At 49.2% G+C, this 22,453-nt stretch carries 18 protein-coding genes; 9 read left to right on the forward strand and 9 right to left on the reverse strand.

The window, feature by feature from the left end; translation table 11 throughout:
* The first annotated feature begins 318 nt into the window (after positions 1–318).
* Positions 319–1,794, forward strand: a complete 1,476-nt coding sequence (locus tag NX722_RS07165; protein ID WP_262567386.1) for a hypothetical protein — start codon at positions 319–321, stop codon at positions 1,792–1,794.
* Positions 1,795–1,918: 124 nt separating this feature from the next.
* Entirely contained in the window at positions 1,919–2,815 is an 897-nt protein-coding gene (locus NX722_RS07170; RefSeq protein WP_262567387.1) for a DUF4892 domain-containing protein, read from the forward strand.
* Positions 2,816–2,862: 47 nt separating this feature from the next.
* Here the strand turns inward: NX722_RS07170 and NX722_RS07175 are convergent, their stop codons facing one another.
* From NX722_RS07175 to NX722_RS07195, 5 genes are all read right to left on the reverse strand, one after another.
* Positions 2,863–3,237 (reverse strand): hypothetical protein, encoded by a 375-nt coding sequence (locus tag NX722_RS07175; RefSeq protein ID WP_262567388.1) that lies wholly within the window; start codon positions 3,235–3,237, stop codon positions 2,863–2,865.
* A 270-nt stretch (positions 3,238–3,507) separates the two neighbouring features.
* Complete coding sequence (locus tag NX722_RS07180) at positions 3,508–4,833, reverse strand: MATE family efflux transporter (RefSeq protein ID WP_262567389.1); 1,326 nt, start codon at positions 4,831–4,833, stop codon at positions 3,508–3,510.
* A gap of 138 nt (positions 4,834–4,971) precedes the next feature.
* The gene (metH, locus tag NX722_RS07185; protein WP_262567391.1) at positions 4,972–8,688 is read right to left on the reverse strand and encodes a methionine synthase; all 3,717 of its coding nucleotides are present in this window, start codon (positions 8,686–8,688) and stop codon (positions 4,972–4,974) included.
* 220 nt (positions 8,689–8,908) lie between these two features.
* Positions 8,909–10,117 (reverse strand): multidrug effflux MFS transporter, encoded by a 1,209-nt coding sequence (locus NX722_RS07190; protein ID WP_262567392.1) that lies wholly within the window; start codon positions 10,115–10,117, stop codon positions 8,909–8,911.
* A 240-nt stretch (positions 10,118–10,357) separates the two neighbouring features.
* Positions 10,358–10,903, reverse strand: coding sequence for a hypothetical protein (locus NX722_RS07195; RefSeq protein WP_262567393.1), 546 nt, complete (start codon positions 10,901–10,903; stop codon positions 10,358–10,360).
* A gap of 534 nt (positions 10,904–11,437) precedes the next feature.
* Here NX722_RS07195 and glaH point away from each other — a divergent pair.
* From glaH to nfuA, 3 genes are read left to right on the forward strand one after another with little or no spacing between them, the layout of a single operon-like run.
* The gene (glaH, locus tag NX722_RS07200; RefSeq protein WP_262567394.1) at positions 11,438–12,379 is read left to right on the forward strand and encodes a glutarate dioxygenase GlaH; all 942 of its coding nucleotides are present in this window, start codon (positions 11,438–11,440) and stop codon (positions 12,377–12,379) included.
* A gap of 31 nt (positions 12,380–12,410) precedes the next feature.
* Entirely contained in the window at positions 12,411–13,679 is a 1,269-nt protein-coding gene (gene lhgO, locus NX722_RS07205; protein WP_262567395.1) for an L-2-hydroxyglutarate oxidase, read from the forward strand.
* A gap of 37 nt (positions 13,680–13,716) precedes the next feature.
* Positions 13,717–14,298 (forward strand): Fe-S biogenesis protein NfuA, encoded by a 582-nt coding sequence (nfuA, locus tag NX722_RS07210; protein ID WP_262567396.1) that lies wholly within the window; start codon positions 13,717–13,719, stop codon positions 14,296–14,298.
* 92 nt (positions 14,299–14,390) lie between these two features.
* Here the strand turns inward: nfuA and NX722_RS07215 are convergent, their stop codons facing one another.
* Together NX722_RS07215 and NX722_RS07220 are read right to left on the reverse strand one after the other, a co-directional pair.
* Positions 14,391–15,155: a class II glutamine amidotransferase gene (locus NX722_RS07215; protein ID WP_262567397.1), complete on the reverse strand. Its 765-nt coding sequence runs from the start codon at positions 15,153–15,155 to the stop codon at positions 14,391–14,393.
* Between the two features lie 94 nt (positions 15,156–15,249).
* Positions 15,250–15,648, reverse strand: a complete 399-nt coding sequence (locus tag NX722_RS07220; protein ID WP_262567398.1) for a hypothetical protein — start codon at positions 15,646–15,648, stop codon at positions 15,250–15,252.
* 298 nt (positions 15,649–15,946) lie between these two features.
* Here NX722_RS07220 and NX722_RS07225 point away from each other — a divergent pair, with 298 nt between their 5' ends.
* A complete protein-coding gene (locus NX722_RS07225; RefSeq protein WP_262567399.1) occupies positions 15,947–16,669 on the forward strand; it encodes a DUF599 domain-containing protein in 723 nt (240 codons plus the stop codon).
* 127 nt (positions 16,670–16,796) lie between these two features.
* Positions 16,797–18,719: a molecular chaperone HtpG gene (htpG, locus tag NX722_RS07230; RefSeq protein ID WP_262567400.1), complete on the forward strand. Its 1,923-nt coding sequence runs from the start codon at positions 16,797–16,799 to the stop codon at positions 18,717–18,719.
* A 75-nt stretch (positions 18,720–18,794) separates the two neighbouring features.
* Here htpG and NX722_RS07235 read toward each other — a convergent pair whose 3' ends face one another.
* The gene (locus tag NX722_RS07235) at positions 18,795–19,946 is read right to left on the reverse strand and encodes a hypothetical protein (RefSeq protein ID WP_262567401.1); all 1,152 of its coding nucleotides are present in this window, start codon (positions 19,944–19,946) and stop codon (positions 18,795–18,797) included.
* A gap of 239 nt (positions 19,947–20,185) precedes the next feature.
* Here NX722_RS07235 and NX722_RS07240 point away from each other — a divergent pair, with 239 nt between their 5' ends.
* Positions 20,186–21,082 (forward strand): 1,4-dihydroxy-2-naphthoyl-CoA synthase, encoded by an 897-nt coding sequence (locus NX722_RS07240; protein WP_262567402.1) that lies wholly within the window; start codon positions 20,186–20,188, stop codon positions 21,080–21,082.
* Between the two features lie 108 nt (positions 21,083–21,190).
* Here the strand turns inward: NX722_RS07240 and NX722_RS07245 are convergent, their stop codons facing one another.
* Positions 21,191–21,484 (reverse strand): S10 family serine carboxypeptidase-like protein, encoded by a 294-nt coding sequence (locus NX722_RS07245; protein ID WP_262567403.1) that lies wholly within the window; start codon positions 21,482–21,484, stop codon positions 21,191–21,193.
* Between the two features lie 123 nt (positions 21,485–21,607).
* Between NX722_RS07245 and NX722_RS07250 the strand changes: the two genes are divergently transcribed.
* On the forward strand, positions 21,608–22,429 hold the full coding sequence (locus tag NX722_RS07250) for a hypothetical protein (RefSeq protein WP_262567404.1): 822 nt from the start codon (positions 21,608–21,610) through the stop codon (positions 22,427–22,429).
* Positions 22,430–22,453: the final 24 nt, after the last annotated feature.

The following is a 22,453-nucleotide window of genomic DNA, read 5'->3' on the forward strand; positions in this document are numbered from 1 at the left end:
CAGGCAGCGTTACTGCTCATGTGCGCCTATAATACCTTGATTTTGTTAGAGTTCAACCATTATCTTTGAACGTCCTGCCTGTCTGTAAGTTCAAGTCAAGCCTGAAAAAAACAGCAAAGACCATAAGACATAAGCGGGTGATCCCTCTAAGTCCAGTTTTTGACGCAGGAAACAGATTTGCTGCCAGATTGACTGAGCGTTGTCAGTTATTAAGCAGAATTTTTTAAAATATTGAGCTTAATTCAAAGCAGGCAGGTTTTCAGGCTTACTTAACTACTATTAAAAAATCACCTGTTGACCATAAAATAAGAAACGCCTATGTCAGGTTTTCCCGAAAACAAATTATCACTGAACCTTCAGACTGCTGGGTTCAAGGCTTCCGATCAAAATGCTGAGCCTGTTGACGGTAGTGGTCTGGGCAGGGACAAAATATCCGCTGTTCCGGAGCCGGTAAAATATCTGTCAAAGCAGCAGTCAGCCAGTACTGGTGGTATACCCAGGCACATGTTGCTCAGGGAGAGAATGACCCGGGTGCTTCCCCCTGAAGCCGTTAAACAGATACTTAATAATCCCAAACCCAGCCAGATTCGTAATGGAAACAGTACCAGCAAGACATCAAAACCATCTACCAAGCCAGCAATTCCTCCCAAGCCAAACCTAAAGTCAAAGGCCAGACATCAAGTTTCCACCAAACCACCCATTCCTCCCAAGCCTGATTTAAAGTCAAAGGCTTCTCAGGCTGAACTTCTGACAGGTCAAACTGAACTGCCCGGGGCCTCTGTTGAAGCAAACCGGGATATACCTCCACTGGTACCCTCCGGCAGAGCCGGTATAAAGGCGTTGCCATTACCCAAGACTGTTGGGCAAATTGTCAAAAACGGACTGGAAGCGAAGGATGTAAAAAGCCTGCAGAAGGCGTTCACGCAATACACTACCAAGGTCATGGACCACGTTAAGGAGCATTACCAGGGCAGCAGTCCGCCAGCAGAACTCCAGGAAGCGTTTTACAGTGGCATGATTGAACTGGTCACTCATGGTAGCTATCTCACATACTCGTCGTTTAATGTTTCAGGTGTAACCCTCTTTAAACCACAGAACAAGAAAAAGCTGGCATTACAGGCTTCTACAATATTGCAGATTCAACAGGCAGGAAAAGCCAAAGACGGGGCGATGGTGGGTAGCTATACCAGCAATTTAATTCAAAAAGGTTCAATGACCCATGAGAAGCAGGAGTTCCTGTTTCGAACCTGTATGGGGCTGGAGCCGGTTTCTGGCATAGCCCTGCGGGAGGACTTAAAAAACACGATAAGGGAAATCGACAAGCTTGAGATACAGCTGACCAGTCCGAAAACAGATGATGATAAGCGTGGGGGGCTGGAAAAAAAACTACAAAACAAACGTTCAGCTGTGACACGACTGCGTAACATGATCCAATCTCAGGATCAGCTTATGAAAGAAGGAGAAAGGCGCTCACTGGATGATGTCTGGGATCAGAATTACGCCCTGCTGGAACAGCGGCTAACGACACGCCTGCATAAAGACCTGCAAACCTACCATGACCTCCCACTGTTTTCCTCGTCCAGAAAAGCCTTTTTAAGCGCTGACAGGATTCTGCGAACCGCTGAGCCCGAGTTGAAAAAAGATGCTGAAGGGACAGCAATGGGTAAGATAAAGCTACTGGAAGAGGAAGGATATACGGTCGAGTCGCTGACCCGCGATATTCTTGCTGAACGAAAAGCGGGCATTAAAAGCATACTGGAAGAAGCCATAAAGGCATACAAGCCCAAGTCATAGGATGATTCAGGATATTTACCTCCCTTCTGGTTTCTACACAGCCCATTGTGATTCCGGCACTGTTATGTATTGGTAAGCTTGTGATACTCTGTCACCGTTGATAACAAGATGTAGAATCCGACTCATGGTTAGAGCGAATCAACTCATTCATACCCTCCGGCAAGTTTGCCTGTCGCCTGTCAGAACCGCATTTCTGCTGACGACCATTATTCCCATGACTGCCACAGCACTCGATCTTCAGCCGTATCCGGCTGCTTCTGTCAGTCTCAGGGTTGATGAACAGCGCAGTAACCACCCGATTGTCAGCAGCCCAATGAAAAAGGTGAACAGTGTCGTACTGGCGGATGAAATGCAGCGTCTGGATGGACACCTGGAAAGACGGGTTTATCAACTGCCATCAGGTCACGAAAGTGACGATGGTTACCAGTTTTTTATACAACAGTTAAAAGCCCGGAATGTTGAGCCCTTGTTCAGTTGTGACAGCTTTGGTTGTGGTGACAGTAATTTCTGGGCCAACAATATTTTTCGTGTATCAACACTCTACGGCATGAGCAGAGAACAGCACTACTTTCTTGGCAGGAAAGTAAGACCAGAGGAAGTCGTTTACTACACCGTGTACTCCGTTAAGCGGGGGAATCGCCGGGTTTATACACTGGTGGATGAATTCACCGTAGAGGCTGGGGCGGAATCAGGCAGTGATGATTCCCCCATGGCTTTTTATATTGACCGGCTGCCAGTCAATGCTGATCAGTTGTCGCGTAATGATACGTATCGCGAAGTACTTTCAGCACTCAAGCGTGATGGTTCACGACAGTTGCTGGTTAATATAGAGTTACCTGTCACCCTGTCTGAGGGTGTTAAAGGTGCAGATGAACAGATAGTCACCCGGCAGCGGCAGCAGGCTATGTTGCAGGAACAGCTGAAGGCTGATGGCATAACGTCTGACCGGTTCAGAGTATTATCATCCTACAGCACATCGTCCAGCCGCCAGGCAGGCATCAGGCTGTTGTTGACCCAGTAAGTCTTTTATACAGGGCTCTTTGATCGATTCCACTGAAAAATAGCCAGTCAGCTTTTTTGGATGATTAGTGAAAGTCCTGTTCCGTGCATATTCAGAGTTCTTTTGAAATCAATTACACTGGGGAAAGTCTTGCCAAGCGAGGGATCCATTGCAGTGCCATCGGGGCGAACCATAATATAATGTAAGTCACCATTTCGGTGTCTGACTACCTTCAGCTCGCGCTGATGCATGGCAAGGGCTGTGTTTAAAATGCCTTTTGGCAGGGTTTTCTTTGATTGCTCTACTAATGCATGCGAGCAACGGAGTTTAGCTAACTCTTCCCTGAACATTGCTTTTAGCACGAAAATGCTGAATGATTTTCGGGCAATGGCAAATGCATTCAGGCCAAGCATTTTGCAGCATTTGATAATCTGAGAAGGCATGCTAAAACCCCAGAGTTCGGGATTGGTACTGAAAGGGTTGTTACTTATTATCTGGTACAGAATTACTTCACAGTCAGGATTCACCTTCAGAGGCTGTGGTCCCGTACTCATGGACTTGTAATCATCGTTTTGCGGAATGGTTCTGATACCCAGTTCAAATGCACCACATAACAAGGCAGCCGAACCGCAGGAGTTGTAATAGGATTGCCTCCAGTTAGCCATCTTGAAATATATCCTGACCGTTACCAGTGATCCTATAAAGGAGCCCTGTCAAATTCTGATATGACTCCACTGCCGCCTTTGCCAGACCACAATAAAAGCCGTAGAGCTGATTAGTCGTTGTAAAATCGTCAGCAACCAGAGTGTCGTTAAACCGGCTCCCACAATTGTTCCCAGTAGCCAGCTGACGGGCAGAAGAAAACCCCACTGAGCCCCGAATCGTATACCCAGCACGGTTTTATTAGCACCCGCTCCGAGCAGGGTCTGGGTCAGTACCAGAGAGGCAGAGTCCAGAATAATGCCGACTCCTGTCAACTGCAGTGGCAGCCTGGCAGTGTTAATCAGTTCCGGCTCATGCAGGAATATTCCCAGTACCCATTCAGGGACAAAAAGCAGTGGCAGACTCAGAATACTGAGCAATATTGTGGCTATCCCGACGGTACTCCAGCCCCAGGTGGTAGCCATTTCCGGCTTCTTTGCGCCAAGCTCCTGACTGACCAGCGTGTTGGCCGCCATACCCAGACCGATACCGGGAAGAATCAGGAACAACGAAATATTCATCAACACATGGGCAATAGCCATCTCCCGGGTACCCAGCTGGGCGATAATGGCAAAAAACAGCATGATGCCCAGGGCAAACAGGGTTTGCTGCAATGAATCGGGAACAGCCAGTTTGATCAGGGTTTTCAGGTTCAGCCAGTCGCTACGACGGAAAGGTTGCAGAAAACCATGATGAGAGACCTGCCGGAACAGTACAGTCAGATTCAGCAACGCGCCAAGATGCATGGCAAGGAAGGTACCCATCGCTGCACCGGCTACACCCATGGCAGGCAGACCGAGTTTGCCGTAAATCAGGATATAGCTGACTACGGCATTGAACAGGTGGGAAATCACCAGAATCCGTAAAAAACCGGATGGCTGCTCTGTACCGTTCCAGTACCCCCGAAAGGACAGGCTCATCGCTGCGGCCATCAGTGCCATAACACGAATGCGGAAATAGGTTTCGGCAGCATTGTGTACCACGCCGCCCTGGCTGAACAGTTGCAGAATCCAGGGGGCCATGATCATCAGCAACAGGCTGGCCGGCAAGGCAAAGAGCAGGGCAATGATAATCCCGTGATTAACAGGTACCGCGCAACTGGCTTTCTGGCCTGCGCCACATCGGCGTGCCACCTGTGCCTGGACACCCGCAGAGAGCCCGGCCACTAAAGCCAGCGCAACAAAGTTGGCATAACTGCCAGCTCCAACCGCTGCCAGCGCCTCTTCACCCAGGGGGCCAACCAGCGCAGCATCCACCAGGTTCAGCAGGCTCTGTGACAGCATGGCAAGAATAATGGGGGTTGCCAGTTTTAGAATGGTCAGACTGCGCTGCTTCAAGGCGGTCTCTGCCTCATGGGAAAAGTAAAAGCCAGGCTTATGGAATTCAGGGGCGATTGTAATGGTTCGGAATCAGGTTGGCGAGGACTGAATAAAGGAAGGCAGCCCTTCTGCGCACAGAAAGGCTGCCTGAAAGCATTATGCCAGGTTAGGTCTGAGCCACTTCTCAGCCTCTTCGACAGAAATGCCTTTGCGGGCGGCGTAGGAAGCCACCTGATCAGGCGTAATTTTGCCGAGTCCAAAGTATTTTGACTCCGGGTGTGAGAAATACCAGCCACTGACACTGGCGGCAGGCATCATCGCGAAATGCTCGGTAAGCGACACCTGTGCATTATGTTCCCCCTTCAGCAGATTGAAGAGTGTGGCTTTTTCAGTGTGGTCAGGGCAGGCGGGATAACCGGGGGCAGGGCGAATGCCGGAGTACTGTTCTTTGATGAGCTGTTCATTACTCAGAGACTCTTGCGGAGCATAGTGCCAGAACTCTTTCCGCACTTTCTCATGCATGCACTCGGCAAAGGCTTCTGCCAGCCGGTCGGCCAGTGCCTTGACCATAATGCTGTTGTAATCGTCACCGGCTTCTTCATAGGTTTTTGCCAGATCCTCCGCGCCAATGCCCGCCGTGGTGATAAAGCCGCCGATGTAATCGTTCAATCCCGTTGCTTTTGGTGCAACAAAGTCTGACAGGGCGTAATTAGGCTTGTCTTCAGGTTTGGGTGTCTGCTGGCGAAGGTGGTGCAGGCGGGTCAACACCTCTGAGCGGGAATCATCGCTGTACAACTCAATATCATCAAAATCTGTTTGTGCAGCTGGCCAGAAACCAATGGCGGCACGAGCCCTGATTTGCTTCTGCTGAATCAGTTCATCCAGCATGGTTCGGGCATCGTTGTACAAACTGGTGGCGGCTTCGCCCACGACCTCGTCGTTCAGAATGGCAGGGAACTTGCCCGCAAGGTTCCAGGTGATAAAGAACGGTGTCCAGTCGATGTAGTCAACCAGCTGTTCCAGAGGGAAGTCCTCAAATACTTTTACACCCGTGAAAGCGGGAGCAGGTGGCTGGTAACCGTTCCAGTCTGGCTGAAAGCGATTATCAATGGCTTCCTGATAGGTCAGCAGTTGACGTTTATTGTTGCGCTTATTATGGCGAACCCTGATTTTGTCGTATTCGGCACGGGTTTCTTCTACCAGTTGGGGCTTCAGTTCCTGACTGATCAGCCGGGTAGCCACCCCGACACTGCGGGAGGCGTCTGTTACATAGACGGCAAGGTCATCATGATATTCCGGTTCGATTTTAACCGCTGTATGGGCTTTAGACGTAGTGGCACCACCAATCATCAGTGGCAGGTTAATGCCCTGACGCTGCATTTCACTGGCGACATGAACCATTTCATCCAGAGAAGGGGTGATCAGCCCGCTCAGGCCGATAATATCGACCTGTTCCTCAACAGCTGTTTGCAGGATTTTCTCACAGGGAACCATAACGCCCAGGTCAATCACTTCAAAGTTATTACAGGCCAGTACCACGCCGACAATATTCTTGCCGATATCGTGGACATCGCCTTTGACCGTTGCCATCAGAATCCTGCCATTAGAGCGAACCTTGTCGCCTTTTTCTTCCTCAATAAACGGCACCAGATGAGCGACAGCCTGTTTCATTACCCGGGCGCTTTTTACCACCTGGGGCAGAAACATTTTACCGGAACCAAACAGGTCGCCCACCACGTTCATGCCGTCCATTAATGGGCCTTCGATGACCTGTATGGGGCGTTCTGCCGCCTGCCGGGCGGCTTCTGTATCTTCGACAATGTAGGTGGTAATGCCTTTAACCAGCGCATGTTCGAGTCGTTTATTAACGGGCAGTTCCCGCCAGCTTAAATCTTCTACCTGTTTTTGTGCTGTCCCGTCACCACGATACTCGTCGGCAATGGTCAGCAGTGCATCGGTACCTTCCGGAGTCCGGTTCAGCACAACGTCTTCTACCCGGTTACGCAGTTCGGCAGGAATATCTTCATAGATCGCCAGCTGTCCCGCGTTGACAATGCCCATGGTCAGCCCATTTTTAATGGCGTGATACAGGAAGACGGCATGGATGGCTTCACGAACCGGGTTATTGCCACGGAATGAGAAGGAGACATTGCTGACGCCACCGGACACCATGGCGTGGGGCAGACTGTCGCGAATAAAGCGGGTAGCGTTGATAAAGTCAACGGCGTAGTTATTGTGTTCTTCAATGCCGGTAGCGACGGCGAAGATATTCGGGTCAAAGATAATATCTTCCGGTGGGAAGCCAATGTCGTTGACCAGAATGTCGTAAGAGCGCTGGCAGATTTCAATCTTGCGGGCTTCGGTGTCTGCCTGACCTGATTCATCAAACGCCATTACCACCACCGCAGCACCGTAATTCCGGCACAGTCTGGCATGGTGACGGAACAGCTCTTCGCCTTCTTTCAGGCTGATGGAGTTAACGATCCCTTTACCCTGAATACACTGCAGGCCGGCTTCAATGATCTCCCATTTGGAAGAGTCCACCATAATCGGCACGCGGGAGATATCTGGCTCAGAAGCGATCAGGTTCAGGAAGGTGACCATGGCCTGACGGGCATCCAGCATGCCTTCGTCCATATTGATGTCAATGACCTGGGCGCCGTTTTCTACCTGCTGACGGGCAACATCCAGCGCTGTGTCATAATCTTCTTCTACAATCAGGCGCTTGAAGCGGGCAGAACCGGTCACATTGCAGCGTTCACCGACGTTTACAAACAACGAATCTTGAGCAATGTTGAACGGCTCCAGCCCACTCAGACGACAGGCTTTGGTGATAACCGGCACTTTCCGTTGCGGAATAGACGACATCTTTTGAGCAATGGCGGCAATATGGTCAGGGGTGCTGCCGCAGCAGCCACCAATGATATTGATCAGCCCGGACTGTGCAAATTCAGCAACAATGTCTGCCATCTGTTCCGGTGTCTGGTCATACTCACCAAAGGCGTTGGGCAAACCGGCGTTGGGGTGGGCGCTGACGAAAGTGTCGGCGATGTTTGACAGGTCTTCCAGATAAGGGCGCAGCTCTTTAGCGCCAAGGGCGCAGTTCAGGCCTACCGACAGCGGGTTGGCATGAGCCACGGAATTCCAGAAGGCTTCTGTTGTTTGACCCGACAGGGTGCGTCCGGACGCATCGGTAATGGTGCCGGAAATCATAATGGGCAGTTCAAAACCCAGTTCATCGAACAGGTCTTTAACAGCATAAATGGCGGCTTTGGCATTAAGAGTATCGAAAATGGTTTCGATCATCAGGATGTCAGCACCGCCTTCGAGCAGGTCGATGGCTGCCTGGCGGTAAGCGGTTGTCAGTGCTTCAAAGCTGACATTACGATAGCCAGGGTTGTTGACGTCCGGTGAAATAGACGCGGTACGGTTGGTGGGGCCCAGGATGCCGGCAACAAATCGGGGTTTGTCAGGATTTTTTGCGGTTTCTGCGTCAGCTACCGCCCTTGCCAGCCTGGCCGCTTCACGATTAATTTCCGGAACCAGACTCTCCATTTCGTAGTCTGCCATGGCAATAGTGGTGGCATTGAAGGTGTTGGTTTCCAGAATATCGGCACCGGCATCCAGATAGGACTGATGTATTTCCTGAATGATGTCCGGTCGGGTCAGGCACAGCAGGTCGTTATTGCCTTTCACATCGCAGGGGTGGCTGGTAAAACGCTCACCCCGGTAGTCGTCCTCTTCCAGCCGGTAACCCTGGATCATGGTACCCATAGCACCGTCCAGAATTAAAATCTGTTGTTGCAGTCGTTCCTGCAGCTGACTGGCACGTTCCTGTGCCTCTTGAATTCGTTGTTCTGATAGTAACAGCATCTGTACAGATTCCAGCCAGTCAATGATTTTATTTCGTTTGACATGTAGGTTGCATTCGCTCTACCCAACCTGCGCAATACGTCAAATGCAATAAAATCGTGTACCAGTTCATTCTTGTTTAAGTGGTCAGAATTGTATTGAGGCTGGAATAGTATCAGAAAGCGGGAGGATAGAAAAAAACGTTCAGCACAGGCTCTTCCTGCACTGAACGTCTGGCGGTTTATGCCGTCTGGGCAGTCAGCTGTTTAGCTGGTTTGCCAGTTCCCATCAGGCATAGGGAAGCAAAGGCTGCAGAGGCCAGTGTTACAGCAGACAGAGTCATGGTACCGGCAACAGGCAGCAGGCCGACAGCACCACTGATCAGAGTCGCCATCAGCATTTCAATGAAGAAGATCAGGCCCGATGCGGTGCCGATATTGCTCTTCATATGTTCAGTAGCACGAGCCTGACACAGCGGGTTGAAAATACCCAGACCCAGCTCGTATATCACAATACCCGCCACATAACCCATGACAGATTCACCACCACTGAACCACGCTGAGGCGATGGAGATCAGGGCGCCAAGCATCAGGGTAGAACCGGACAGCACAGTGACCTGCTCGCGGCTCAGGCGATCGGTAAGCTTTGGTCCCATGGTGGCGCTGACCAGATAAGCGGCAAAAGCAGAAGCAAAGATAAAGCCATAATCTTTCGGGTTGATACCCAGCTGCTCAATCAGAACAAAAGGCGCACCGGCGACAAAGACAAAGGCACCGGCAAAAGCCACACCAGCAGCCACAGAGAAACGCATATAGCGCAGATCAGTCAGAACGGCAGAGTAGCCCTTGAACATACCCGTGGTGGCGTTAACATTGCGCTCGGCTTTTTCCGGCAGCAGGGTCAATGCCAGCATGGCGACAATCGCGAAGGCCGCCATGACCAGAAAACTATACTGCCAGCCAGCGTATTGCTGGATATAACCACCGGCAATCGGTGCTGCCATTGGAGCAATGGTCAGACAGGCGCTGATGTACGCCAGGATTTTTACTTCCATTTTGTCGGAGTAATAATCACGGGCAATGGTTCGCGCAACAGCGGTACCGAAACAGCCGAATATCGCCTGGGCAAAACGGGCAGCAATAAACAGATGAATGCTGCTGGTGGTCAGGGTCGCAATGGTGGCCAGCAGGTACAGGGAGTATCCGCCCAGCAGGGTGTTTTTACGGCCAAAACGATCACTCAGCGGGCCAACAATCAACATGGACAGAGAGAAACCCAGCATAAAAATACCCACGCTCCATTGAGCGGTGGCATGGTCTGTGTTGAAGAACTGTGTGATGGCAGGCAGTGACGGTGTGAATATATCAATGGAGACTGGACCGACAACAGCAAACAGGGTCAGTACGACCAGTACGGCGGTGGTATGTTTATCAGGGTTTAGTTGACGCATGTAATTCTTATCTAACTCTCATGTAAATCGCTGCTGCCGGACACAGCCGGTGATGCCGCCAGCTTCTAAAAAGTAGATGGCTATAGTCGGTGTGTAAATAATGTCGGCATATAAAATAGTGTCGGCATATTAATTGTGCTGACGCATAAAAAGCGGGGCAGGATACAGAGATTTGTGATTCAGATCAATTCGTGGTTTTCACCTGTTTACAGCAGAGTTGCAGCAGAGTTCCTGTTGTCGCTAAAACAAATCATTGCAGTTCAGAATTCCTTCATTCTCGGAAATTTTAAGACGCGTTGATTTCGGAGTCACTTCAACAGCCAGTAATTCGCCACAAGAAACCATGGCATAGAAAGCCATTGGTGAGATATCCGGACCTATCAGGAGCGGGGGCTGTCTATTGTTGCCTCCAGTCGACCCGATTTTTTCTGCCGGAATAAAATTACAAATAGCCTGACTAAGATAATTAATATAATCCTTTAATGGACAGACAATATTGAAAGCCGCATCAACCGCCCAGGGAGGTTCTGACATGGGCAGTAGTTTATCTGTTAAATAGTCAGCTATTCTGTTGGCGGGCATCGCTACGCAGGTTGTATTGCCTGTCACTTCACCAATGATGGCAAACTCATGGAGGATCTTTCTGGAAGGGGTTTGCCCCGGGTTCATGACAATTGCACGATTAACCTGAACCAGATTTGTGCAACTCAGAGCTGAATAAATAACAAGCGCCGCACACTCATGGGCATTGGCAGCTATTCCTTCATCAGCTAAACCAGGTGTCATGCACTGATCATACAATCTGCGCCCCGTTTCATAATCATTGTGATTTTTCGACATAGAGTACGCTCGGGACGTGTATAAAAAATTAGAAGCTCTTTTCAAACGGGGATAAGAGGCATGCTTTTGTATTTTTTCATGCACCTGATCCAGAAAAAAACCTTTCTGACTATAAAGGTTTAATGATGTACCCAATGTGTTGTGTTCGCCTAGCAAATCCTGAACCGTTGTATTTACTGAATTAGCGAGAAAACTGTTTTTCATTCCTGTATTCCCTCAGCGCAAATTCTTAGGATAGACACTCAGCAGATAGCTGCATCACGGTGGGCCAGACTGTGTTGACCAGCGCCTGCAACAGCTTATGGACTATCTGACTGACAGTTTTATTGCCTGAACGGATTCAGGTTTTTATTGATTGATGAAATGCGATTGCATAGATTGGACAGGATTATTGCCTGACAGAAATAAACAGATGACACCATTTTATGCCGTTTTGTTGATCGATCTGTTTTCCGAAAAACAATAACAGGAAGAACAACTATGGTTGCTGCTACGCCCCTGGTGCAAACAGTGACAGAGCCTGAGGGCTATGTCATTGATGTCTGGCCTGAAAACCATCGCCTGCAGGTCATTACGCTCAGTCAGGATACCATTGTCGCCTTTAAGCAGGCGACGGAGCAGTGGAACCTGCAGTCCATTGAATACAAGCCGTTTCTCCGTTTTGCTGTGGCTGACCAGCTGGATAAAGTCTGTAAAGGCTCTTTGAGTCCCGGGCTGAACAGAATTCTGACGAACCGTGAAACCGGTGCCTTTTTGCTGCAATACGACAGTGATGAACCAGAGAGCGATACGGAATTTTACGTCAAACTGTCGACAGCCGTCTCACACCTGATTGGGGTGCCTAATTTTGATGCCATGTGCGGCAAGTATTATGCCCGCTTTGCCGTAGAGAATAAGGACAACAGCGACAGCTATTTAAGACAGGCTCATCGTCGTATGGAACTGCATAATGATGGCACCTATGTCAATGAGCGTACCGACTTTGTCTTAATGATGAAACTGGCAGAACGCAATGTGCAGGGTGGGGAGTCGTTACTGTTGCATGTGGATGACTGGCAGGAACTGGATAAATTCTATCAGCATCCACTCGCCCGGGAACCCATTGAGTGGGCATCGCCGCCCAGCAAGAATATTGATTATAAAGTCAGTCATCCGGTGTTTTTTGAAGAAGATGCGGATGGCAAACCCATGATGCTGTTTATTGACCAGTTTGCCGATCCCCAGAATATTGACCAGGGGCTGTACCTGTATGAAATGGGTGAGTCTTTGGAAAAAGACCAGAACTGTTTCGCTGTTCCTTTGCCTCCGGGTTCGATGCTGGTGATTCAGAACCATATCTGGTTACACGGCAGAGATCGTTTTATGGCGGACCCGGGGCTGTATCGTGAGCTTCTGCGTCAGCGTGGGCATTTTTATAAGTAGCAATACCATTTATAGCAGGGCTGTTGAATCTATGATCTATGACTTTATTGTGCTGGGCGGTGGAATTGTCGGAGTCTCGACTGCCTGGCAGTTACAACAGCGTTATCCGGATAAATCCATTCTGCTGCTGGAAAAAGAGTCTGAGCTGGCTCAGCACCAGACGGGTCATAACAGCGGGGTTATTCATGCCGGGGTGTATTACGCACCGGGCAGCCTGAAAGCGCGTTTCTGCAAAGCTGGTGTTCAGGCGACTATGGACTTCTGTGACCAGCATGGTATTCCTTATAAGCAGTGTGGCAAGTTGCTGGTAGCCACCAGTCACCTTGAATATCAGCGTATGGAAGCGTTGTATAAACGCTGTCAGGAAAACGGCATAGCAGTGGAATGGTTGGATGCAGAAGCGTTAAAAGAACGTGAACCGAACATTACCGGGGTAGGTGCTATCTATGTCAAAGCGACGGGAATTGTCGACTACAGACAGGTGACCAGGGCCATGGGGCGCTGTTTTGAGCAGCTCGGTGGTGAGGTTCGGTTGCGCTCCAACGTCGTCTTTATGGAAGAAGAGCCTCACTGCATCCGTCTGAAAGTACAGACCGACTCCGGACAGCAGTGGTTAATGGCCCGTTATCTGGTGTGTTGCAGTGGCTTAATGGCTGACCGGACGACCCGCATGCTTGGGATCAGGACAGACTTTCAGATTATTCCTTACCGGGGTGAGTATTATCAGCTGGCTTCGCAGCACAACCATATCGTCAACCATCTGATCTATCCGATTCCTGACCCGGATCTGCCATTTCTGGGCGTGCATCTGACCCGTATGATTGATGGTTCTGTGACCGTTGGCCCCAATGCGGTGCAGGGCTGGAAACGGGAGGGGTATGGGCATATCAACCTGAGCCTGAAGGATATGTGGGATATGCTGACGTTTGCCGGATTCTGGCGGGCTGCCCGGAGTCATCTGGTCACAGGGCTGAAAGAGACGATCGATTCCTTCTGGAAACCCGGCTACCTCCGACGGGTGCAGAAATACTGCCCCCGGCTGCAACGTTCGGACCTGAAACCTTACCCGGCAGGTGTTCGGGCTCAGGCCGTGATGAAGGACGGGACAATGGTCCATGACTTTTTGTTTGCAGAAAGCGCCCGCAGCCTGCATGTCTGCAATGCACCATCGCCTGCAGCCACCTCTGCCATTCCTATTGGTGACTATATCTGCCAGCAGGTGAGCCGTCGTCTGCCATCCGCAGAAAACGGTTCAGAAAGTAATCTGAAGAAACAGTCTTTTCCTGAAGTGGCTCATTAGCATAGAATGGGCGAACTGACCGAATGAGGTATTTGAATTGAAGATTACATTTACAGAAGCCGCTCAGAAATATCTGGCAGGTCTGCTGAAACGGCAGAACGTTGAAGGTATTGGCGTTCGCCTGTTCGTGACACAGCCTGGAACACCTTACGCCGAAACCTGTCTGGCTTACTGTAAGCCTGGTGAGGAAAAAGAGGGAGACCTGCTGCTGGAGCTGGAATACTTCAATTGTCATGTTGAAGGGGTCAGCGAACCTTTTCTGGAAGACGCTGAGGTAGACTTCTCTGAAGACAAACTGGGTGGTCAGCTGACCATCAAGGCACCGAATGCCAAGCTGCCTAAAGTGAATGAAGACAGTCCGCTGGACCAGAAGATTAATTACTTCCTGCAGACTGAAATCAACCCGGGGCTGGCTGCCCATGGCGGCATGGTGTCGCTGGTGGAAATTGATGACGGCTTTGCCATATTGCAGTTTGGTGGTGGTTGTCAGGGTTGCAGCGCTGTTGACCTGACTTTGAAAGACGGTGTAGAGAAAACACTGGTTGAACGCATTCCTGAGCTGAAGGGTGTGCGTGATGTGACTGACCACACTGTGACGGACAACGCTTACTTCAAATAATGAGGCGCTAGTGCAGGCAGCTCCTGCTTAAAGGCTGTCAAATCGTTGTTGAGAGCTCCCGGTTGATGATCGTTCCGGGAGTTCTCTGTGTACTAGACAACACCTCCCTTGTGAAAGACAGCCAGCTCCCCGGCTTTCATCCTGTTCCATTGTTCATTGGTAGTCAGCGGCTCTGTGGCAACCACGGTAACAATGTCGGATTGTGTTGTCTCTTTTGCGAAGTCGACAGTCAGTTCTGTATCCTTCAGGCAGGCCTGGTCAAAAGGTGCCTTGCGTGTAATCCAGCTCAGTCTGGTGCTGCAGTAGCAGTACAGATGTCTGGAATCTGTCAGCAGCATATTGAATACCCCCATTGTCCTCAGTTCATCACACTGTTTATGGATAAACCGGTGCAGTGTGCTGGTTCGTTTGGGAGGCTTGGGAAAACGTTCGCGAATGGCATCCATCAGCCAGCAGAACGCATGCTCGCTGTCTGTCGTGCCTATGGGTAAGTAATGGGAAAGCGGTTTCTTTTTGATACCTTTTAACTGACCGTTGTGAGCAAAAGTCCAGTTTCGTCCCCACAGCTCCCGTATAAAAGGGTGCGTATTTTCCAGACAGACCCTTCCGGCATTCGCCTGACGAATGTGGCTGATGACAATCTCACTTTTGATCGGGTAATTTCGCACGAGTTTTGCAATTTCAGAATCGCAGCTGGGGTAGGGGTCGCGAAATTCACGTACCCCGGGACCATCATAAAAAGCAATGCCCCAGCCATCGCGATGAGGTCCGGTTCGCCCGCCTCTCTGCATCAGTCCGGAAAAGCTGAAGCAGATATCTGTCGGGGTGTTGGCACTCATGCCCAGCAGTTCACACATGTTTGAATCTCAGTCACATCGGGTTGTATTTATTATAAAATCCTTCAGGCCACATCCCTGTGATCTGTGATAATGGTTTTCATCGGTACCTGGTTTAAATGGTTGGCTCCTGCCGTTCCTCAGGTTGTCTCTCTGCTTGCTGTTTTGCTTTTTCTGGCGGTTGTTTTTTCTTTTTCGCTTTGTCGGAGACCGGCAGGGAAGCAGCAATAATGGCACAAAGTGCGGTTATCACTACCAGTGGCAAGCCTGCCCGTGCCATTTCCGGAAAGCCGGCAGACAGTCCGTCATAAATCATCACCCATAAAGCAGGTAGCAACAGGTCTGTTTCGGTACCATGCCACCAGGGGGTGACAAGCAGGACGAATGTTCCTGCCCGTAACAATCTGCGTACACGGGGATTAATTGAGCCTGTAATGAGCCACAGAGCCAGGGTGCAGGCCAGGGCTCCAGCCAGATAGACTCCCCAGCCCAGTAAAATCTGTGAACTTGTCATTCATTCTCCAGTTGAATGAAACGATGGTTGATGAAGTGACAACGGTGAAAATAACATTTTGTGCCTTTTTTCTACAAAGCGTACAGCTGTTGTCTATAGTCATCAGATCATCATGGTCGTGATGGTAAAAGTGATGATATAAAGAGTATGGGGCTAATGAAAACTGCGCTTACTCAGCGGCTATGATATGTCAGGTACCGTTACTTGTCATCGGCTCTTGTTATCGAGAGATGTCATCGGTGTCAATGGTAAAGCCACTACACTAAGACTTGAATAATAAATATGACAGGAATCAGCAATGATAGAAGGACTCGGATCGGTTGGTACGGCGCTTGACTGGATAGCCCTGCTTGCACTTGCGGTTCTATGGGCGGGCTATACCGCGTTCGCTTACCACAAGGGTAAGGAAACCCCCTGCCTTGCCAGTGTTCTGGCATTGTACCGGCGCGACTGGATGTACCGGCTGCTGGGACGTGATAACCGTATTGCAGACGCCAGCCTGTTACAGAGTCTCAGGGCCAGCGTCAGTTTCTTTGCTTCCACGAGTATTCTGATTATTGCCGGTCTGGTGACCGGTATTGCTGCTTCGGAAGAAGCGGTGGGTGTGCTGTCAACCATTCCTTTTGTGACAACCAATACCCGTGAGCTCTGGGAGCTAAAGGTACTGGTGTTGCTGGTGATTTTTGTCTATACCTTTTTCGAGTTTACCTGGAGCCTGCGACTGTATAACTTCACCTGTGTACTCTTTGGCAGCGCACCGCTGTGTAAAGATGTTGATGGTCATAAAACCCGGCAGGGCGTTTTTGCTACCCGTTCTGCCCATATCATGACCCTGGCGGCTAGTCACTTTAACTATGGTCTGCGCGCCTATTACTTTTCTATGGCAACGCTGGCGTGGTTTATTCACCCGGGTCTGTTTATCGGGGCTGCAGCACTGGTCGTGATTATTCTGTACCGGCGGGAGTTCCACTCGTCGGTGCTGGATGCCCTGGCGGTCAGCGAGCGGGAAACTCACTTCTGAGCCTGCTGTTTTGAGAGACGAGAAGAAAAAATAAAGAAATTTATCGTTTCTCCCTTGAAAACAAAAACGCCTATCCCTAAATACGAGTTAACGAATTTTAATTGAATGACATCGTATTGAGGATCGTATGACTGTCGAAGCCCAGAAAGAAACGTTAGGTTTTCAGACTGAAGTAAAGCAGCTGCTTCACCTGATGATTCACTCCCTGTACTCCAACCGTGAAATTTTCCTGCGAGAGCTGGTATCCAACGCTTCCGATGCGGCCGACAAGCTGCGCTTCGAAGCACTGCACAATGGTAGCCTGCTGGAATCTGACCCGAATCTGGATATCCGCATCAGTTTCGACAAGGACGCAAAAAAGGTCACTATTGCCGACAACGGCATTGGTATGGATCGTGAGGGTGTGATTTCCCATCTGGGTACGATTGCCAAGTCCGGTACGGCCGATTTCCTGAAAAACCTGACCGGTGACCAGAAGAAAGATTCTCAGCTGATTGGTCAGTTTGGTGTTGGTTTCTACTCCGCCTTTATTGTGGCGGACAAAGTCACTGTTGAAACCCGCAAAGCCGATGTGGCAGCTGACGAAGCAGTACGCTGGGTATCTGATGGTTCCGGTGAGTTTACTGTTGAAACCATCGAAAAAGAGAAGCGCGGCACCAGCATTATCCTGCATCTGAAGCCTGAAGCCGAAGAGTTTGCCGATGGCTGGCGTCTGCGTAATATCGTTCGCAAGTACTCTGACCATATCTCCCTGCCGATCCTGATGCTGAAAGAAGAGGCTACTGCTGCAGCAGAGGGTGAGGAAGAAAAGCAGGAAGACAAAGCACCAGAGTGGGAAACCGTTAACACGGCCAAGGCACTGTGGACTCGCTCCCGCTCCGAGATTTCTGACGAAGAATACAAAGAGTTCTACAAGCACATCAGCCACGACTTCACCGATCCGATGAAGTGGAGCCACAACCGTGTTGAGGGCAAGCTGGAATACAACAGCCTGCTGTTTATCCCGGCCAAGGCACCGTTTGACCTGTATAACCGTGATATGCAGAAAGGACTGAAGCTTTACGTCCAGCGTGTGTACATCATGGATCAGGCGGATGAATTCCTGCCAATGTACCTGCGCTTCATCAAGGGTGTGGTGGATTCTAACGACCTGTCCCTGAACGTATCGCGTGAAATCCTGCAGAAAGACCCGGCGGTTGAAAGCATGAAGACTGCGCTGACTAAGCGTGTTCTCGATATGCTGGAAAAAATGGCTAAGAAAGAGCCTGAACAGTACGCAGAATTCTGGACTGAGTTTGGTCAGGTACTGAAAGAAGGCCCGGCTGAAGACTATGCTAACCGCGAGAAAGTCGCCAAACTGCTACGTTTCGCCACCACTCAGAGTGACAGTGCAACTCAGGACCAGAGCCTGGAAGGCTATGTGTCCCGCATGAAGGAAGGTCAGGACAAGATCTACTACATCACAGCGGATACCCACAATGCAGCGGCCAACAGCCCGCATCTGGAAGTGTTCCGCAAGAAGGGTCTTGAAGTTCTGCTGCTGTCCGACCGTGTAGACGAGTGGCTGATGTCCCATATGCAGGAATTCGACGGCAAGCAGTTTGCTGATATTGCCCGAGGTGACCTGGACCTGGGAACCCTGGACAACGAAGACGAAAAGAAAGCTCTGGAAGAGAGCGCTAAAGAGAAGGAAGACCTGCTCAAGCGTATTAAGGATGCACTGGGCGACAGTGTTGAAGAAGTACGTGTCACTCATCGTCTGACCGATTCTCCAGCTTGTCTGGTGGTTGGTCAGTTCGATATGGGCGCTCAGATGCGTCGTATTATGGAAGCGGCAGGTCAGGCTGTACCAGAAAGTAAGCCAATCTTCGAGATCAACCCTGAGCACCCACTGATTACCCGTCTGGATCAGGAAAGCGACGAAGATCGTTTTGTTGACCTGTCTAAGGTGGTGTTTGATCAGGCGAGCCTGGCGGCTGGTGGACAGCTGGATGATCCGGCTGCTTATGTTCAGCGCCTGAACAAGCTGCTGCTGGAAATGGCCGGGTGAAAGAGTGAAACAGTGACAGGGTGAATGAAAAAGGGGCTCACTATGATGAGTCCCTTTTCATTTTTAATAGCAAGATTACAGATCCGCATATTCTCGGCAGGCATCGTTCTTTATATACGCCTTAAATAGCTCAATGGCTTTTTCAGCTCTATCTGAATTCTTTGAAGAAAGTTGATACCAGCCTATCATTCCGCCTGCCCGATAAGTGTCATGAGTTTTCTGAACGGGCTTAACCCACAATTTTGCCCATAAATACCAGACCCGAGAGTAACAGCCTGCATCAAAGCAGGGTTGGACATCTTGAGGTGCTGCCAGCCAGGCTTCCATGGTAATGATCAGTTGCTCCGAGGCTTTTTCCATCAGTCTTTCAAGAGGGGCATGCAAAGAGGAGCAGAAGCCTTGAGCATCATTTGTGCACTTCTTACGGGTGATCAGCTCTTCACACACTTCATTGTATTGATTTTTGACAATCAGATAACTGATAAAGGTTGCCATCTGGCTGAGTGTTGAGTCTTTTTTATTAAACAGTATTCCGGTATTAAAGAAATAATTTCTCCAGGATTGATAGTTTTCAGGCAATAGTCCCAGCTTTTTGTATAAAAAGCTTGCGGTTGATGCACTGTCTAACTGACTGAGCTTGTTATCGTGTTCACTGTTGTTAATCAGGAGGTTTATTACGGACTGGCTTTTCTGTTCCAGCGTGCTTATGTCAATCAATTCCTGAGAGGGAAACGCAGAGAAGGTCTCTAAGTATTCTGTGTATGTTGAGAGCCCTGCCGGACCTTGTATGAGGTTGAAGGGTTCTCTTACAAATACTGTTCTGGTGTCTTCGAGTGCTCCAATAAAACTATCCCTGAGTTTCAGGGTCAACTTGTTTATGGCTAGCTCTCTGTTAAGTACTGGATGTTTAAGAGTGTCGAGAAGCGTTTGGTTGTTTGATACAAAATATTTTTGTGTGCTACCCATTTTGGTCATCAGATAGTAATACCTGAAATTTTTTTTGAGTTCATCGAAATGGCTAACCTGCAATAAACTCTCAATACTGCTTTGAATTTTTGGCAACCGTTTATGGCATTGCTTGCCATCAAAGTTAATAGTTTCGCTACTGTCTGAGTAAATCGCATAAGCATTGTCATCTGTATTAAAAAAATCGCTACTGGCTGTTGTAGTGATACTCAGAAGAATGACCGGGAGTAGAAGGTAATAAACAGGTAGAGGGTTTTTCATATTTATTCCTTAAAGCTCTTTAATTCTTTATTTAATAATCAGAAGATCAATATAGATCCGGTCAGAACCATTTGCAGTGCAGTTTTTTCAATGTTGTTCTTGGTCTGAGTTATATCATCGTGCAGAATAGAGCGCCTTGACTGATTGACACGATCAGTGAACTCAAGACTGGCAGCCATGCCGCAAGCAGGTAACTGGCCTGTCAGCCGGTCGTTAGCAGTTGTTTGATGGAAAATGAAATGGTATCTGAAATTTTCAACCCGGAATTGTGGGATGAAGTCGAAGGATTTGAGTTTGAGGATATTACCTATCACCGGGCCAGGCATCAGGGGACGGTTCGCATCGCTTTTAATCGTCCTGAGTGCCGCAATGCCTTTCGTCCTAAAACCGTTGATGAGCTGTACCGGGCATTAGAACATGCACGACTGTCCAGCGATGTGGGTGTCGTGATCCTTACCGGCAACGGACCTTCAGCAAAAGATGGCGGCTGGGCTTTCTGTTCCGGTGGTGATCAGCGTATTCGTGGGCGTGATGGCTACAAATATGAGGGCATGCCCGCTGATGAAATTGATCCGGCCAGACTGGGGCGTCTGCACATTCTTGAAGTTCAGCGATTGATACGCTTTATGCCCAAAGTGGTGATGGCGGTTGTGCCTGGCTGGGCGGCAGGTGGAGGTCATAGTCTGCATGTGGTGTGCGATCTGACGATTGCTTCGAAGGAGCATGCCGTGTTTAAGCAGACTGACCTGGATGTTGCCAGCTTTGATTCCGGCTATGGCTCTGCTTATCTGGCGAAAATGGTCGGGCAGAAAAAAGCCCGTGAAATTTTCTTTCTGGGGCTGGATTACTCGGCACAGGATGCAGCGGATATGGGTATGGTCAACAAAGTGGTTCCTCATGCCGAGCTGGAAAATGTGGCACTGGAATGGGCAAAAATCATTGGTGAAAAATCACCAACGGCTTTGCGTATGATGAAATACGGACTGAACCTGACAGACGATGGCATGGTAGGGCAGCAGTTATTTGCCGGTGAGGCAACGCGACTGGCTTATGGCACAGAAGAAGCTCAGGAGGGGCGTGATTCTTTCCTTGAAAAACGGCCTAAGGATTTTTCACGTTTTCCGTATCACTATTGATTTGTTCAACGATTGATGCGCTCAATGGCTGGTCCATTGTTTCAGGCCAGTTATTGCTTCAGGCCAGTCATTGAGCAGAGAAAACCGGCTTTCTGAAATAATGCCTGATCAAATGCCAGGTTCGGTGCCTATGAAGTCATTAAGCATTTTGAGGGCAGGCTGCGGCTTATCCATTGGTAGCAAATGTCCGGCACCGTAAACCACAACTTCTGCAAACCGGGCTTTGCTGAGCGACAAGCCCCTGGGGTAGGTTCGGAATCCTCCCTGGCGAACTGAGTCAATCATCAGATAGTGGGCATTGCGATTCCAGCTGGCTTGACGAGCCTTTACTTCCAGCCCTCCAGTGTCGCTACTCTCCAGTGTCTGCCTGCCACGGGTTAAAGGGTGGGAGGTTGGTGACATAGAAGTAACTCAGGAAGGTCGTTGAAGGCAGTCTGAGGAGTTTCACGGAGAGCTGACCTTGAAAGCTTTCAGTAATCGGCTAGTTTGATTTGAGCTTTTAAATCAAAGTGAGATGAAAAACAAATGCCCCATTCTTTGATTACCTGTTTAATGCTGGTGGTTGCAATGTTGTCCATTGGAAAAGTTGAAGCCATCGACAAAATAGCGCGCTGGGATGAATATTGGTTTTTATCGCTAAACGGTGGTGAATTCAAAGTACTTTTATCTGTTGACTTTAAAAAAAATAAAAGCACAAAAGTTATTCAAATATGGCGATTCAGGTGGTCAACCCTTCCTGGTCACGAGCTTGAGTATTATGACGTGTTGGATAATCAAAATCGTGAAAGGTTAAATCAGCTTGTTTCCAGAGTTTCAGGGAGTTTGTCAACGAAAACCGAAAGTCATTCTGTTTTATTGGAACAACCTGACCCTATAACCTTAAGGCTTCCTGTGGATGAAGCTGGTTCTGATAGCAGGGAAGTCACCATGATCACTCCCGGAAACTATAAGACAGATCGGTCGGAAGCTACATGCTTAAGTTCAGTTGGAAATATCGAAAAATTAAATAAGATACAGATAGAGGACGAAGGAGGAGTTAAGATAACCCTGTATCTGGGGGTTGGTGGCAATGTTGATGGAAAGTTGGTTCGGCTCCGCTTTAAGGAGTTTGATCTCTACTCAACCTACCCATCAAAGAAACAATTTCTTGATGACAATGACCATGATGATTCCCCCGGGGCATCTGGTACCACTGTTTGTTTCTTTCATGCTGCACCTTATCCGACATATCCGGTGTTCCTCCAGAAGGGCAGTGATTTCAAAGCGAAATCAGTAAAGCAGAGTAGCTCGCCATCTTACATGCATGTGTTGAATCTGATTTTAGGCTTTAGTTTCATGCGGAAATAAAGCCATCAAATCCAGCTCCGGGTA

Origin of the sequence: Endozoicomonas gorgoniicola (assembly GCF_025562715.2) — a bacterium.
In the GTDB taxonomy this organism is placed as follows: Bacteria; Pseudomonadota; Gammaproteobacteria; order Pseudomonadales; family Endozoicomonadaceae; genus Endozoicomonas_A; species Endozoicomonas_A gorgoniicola.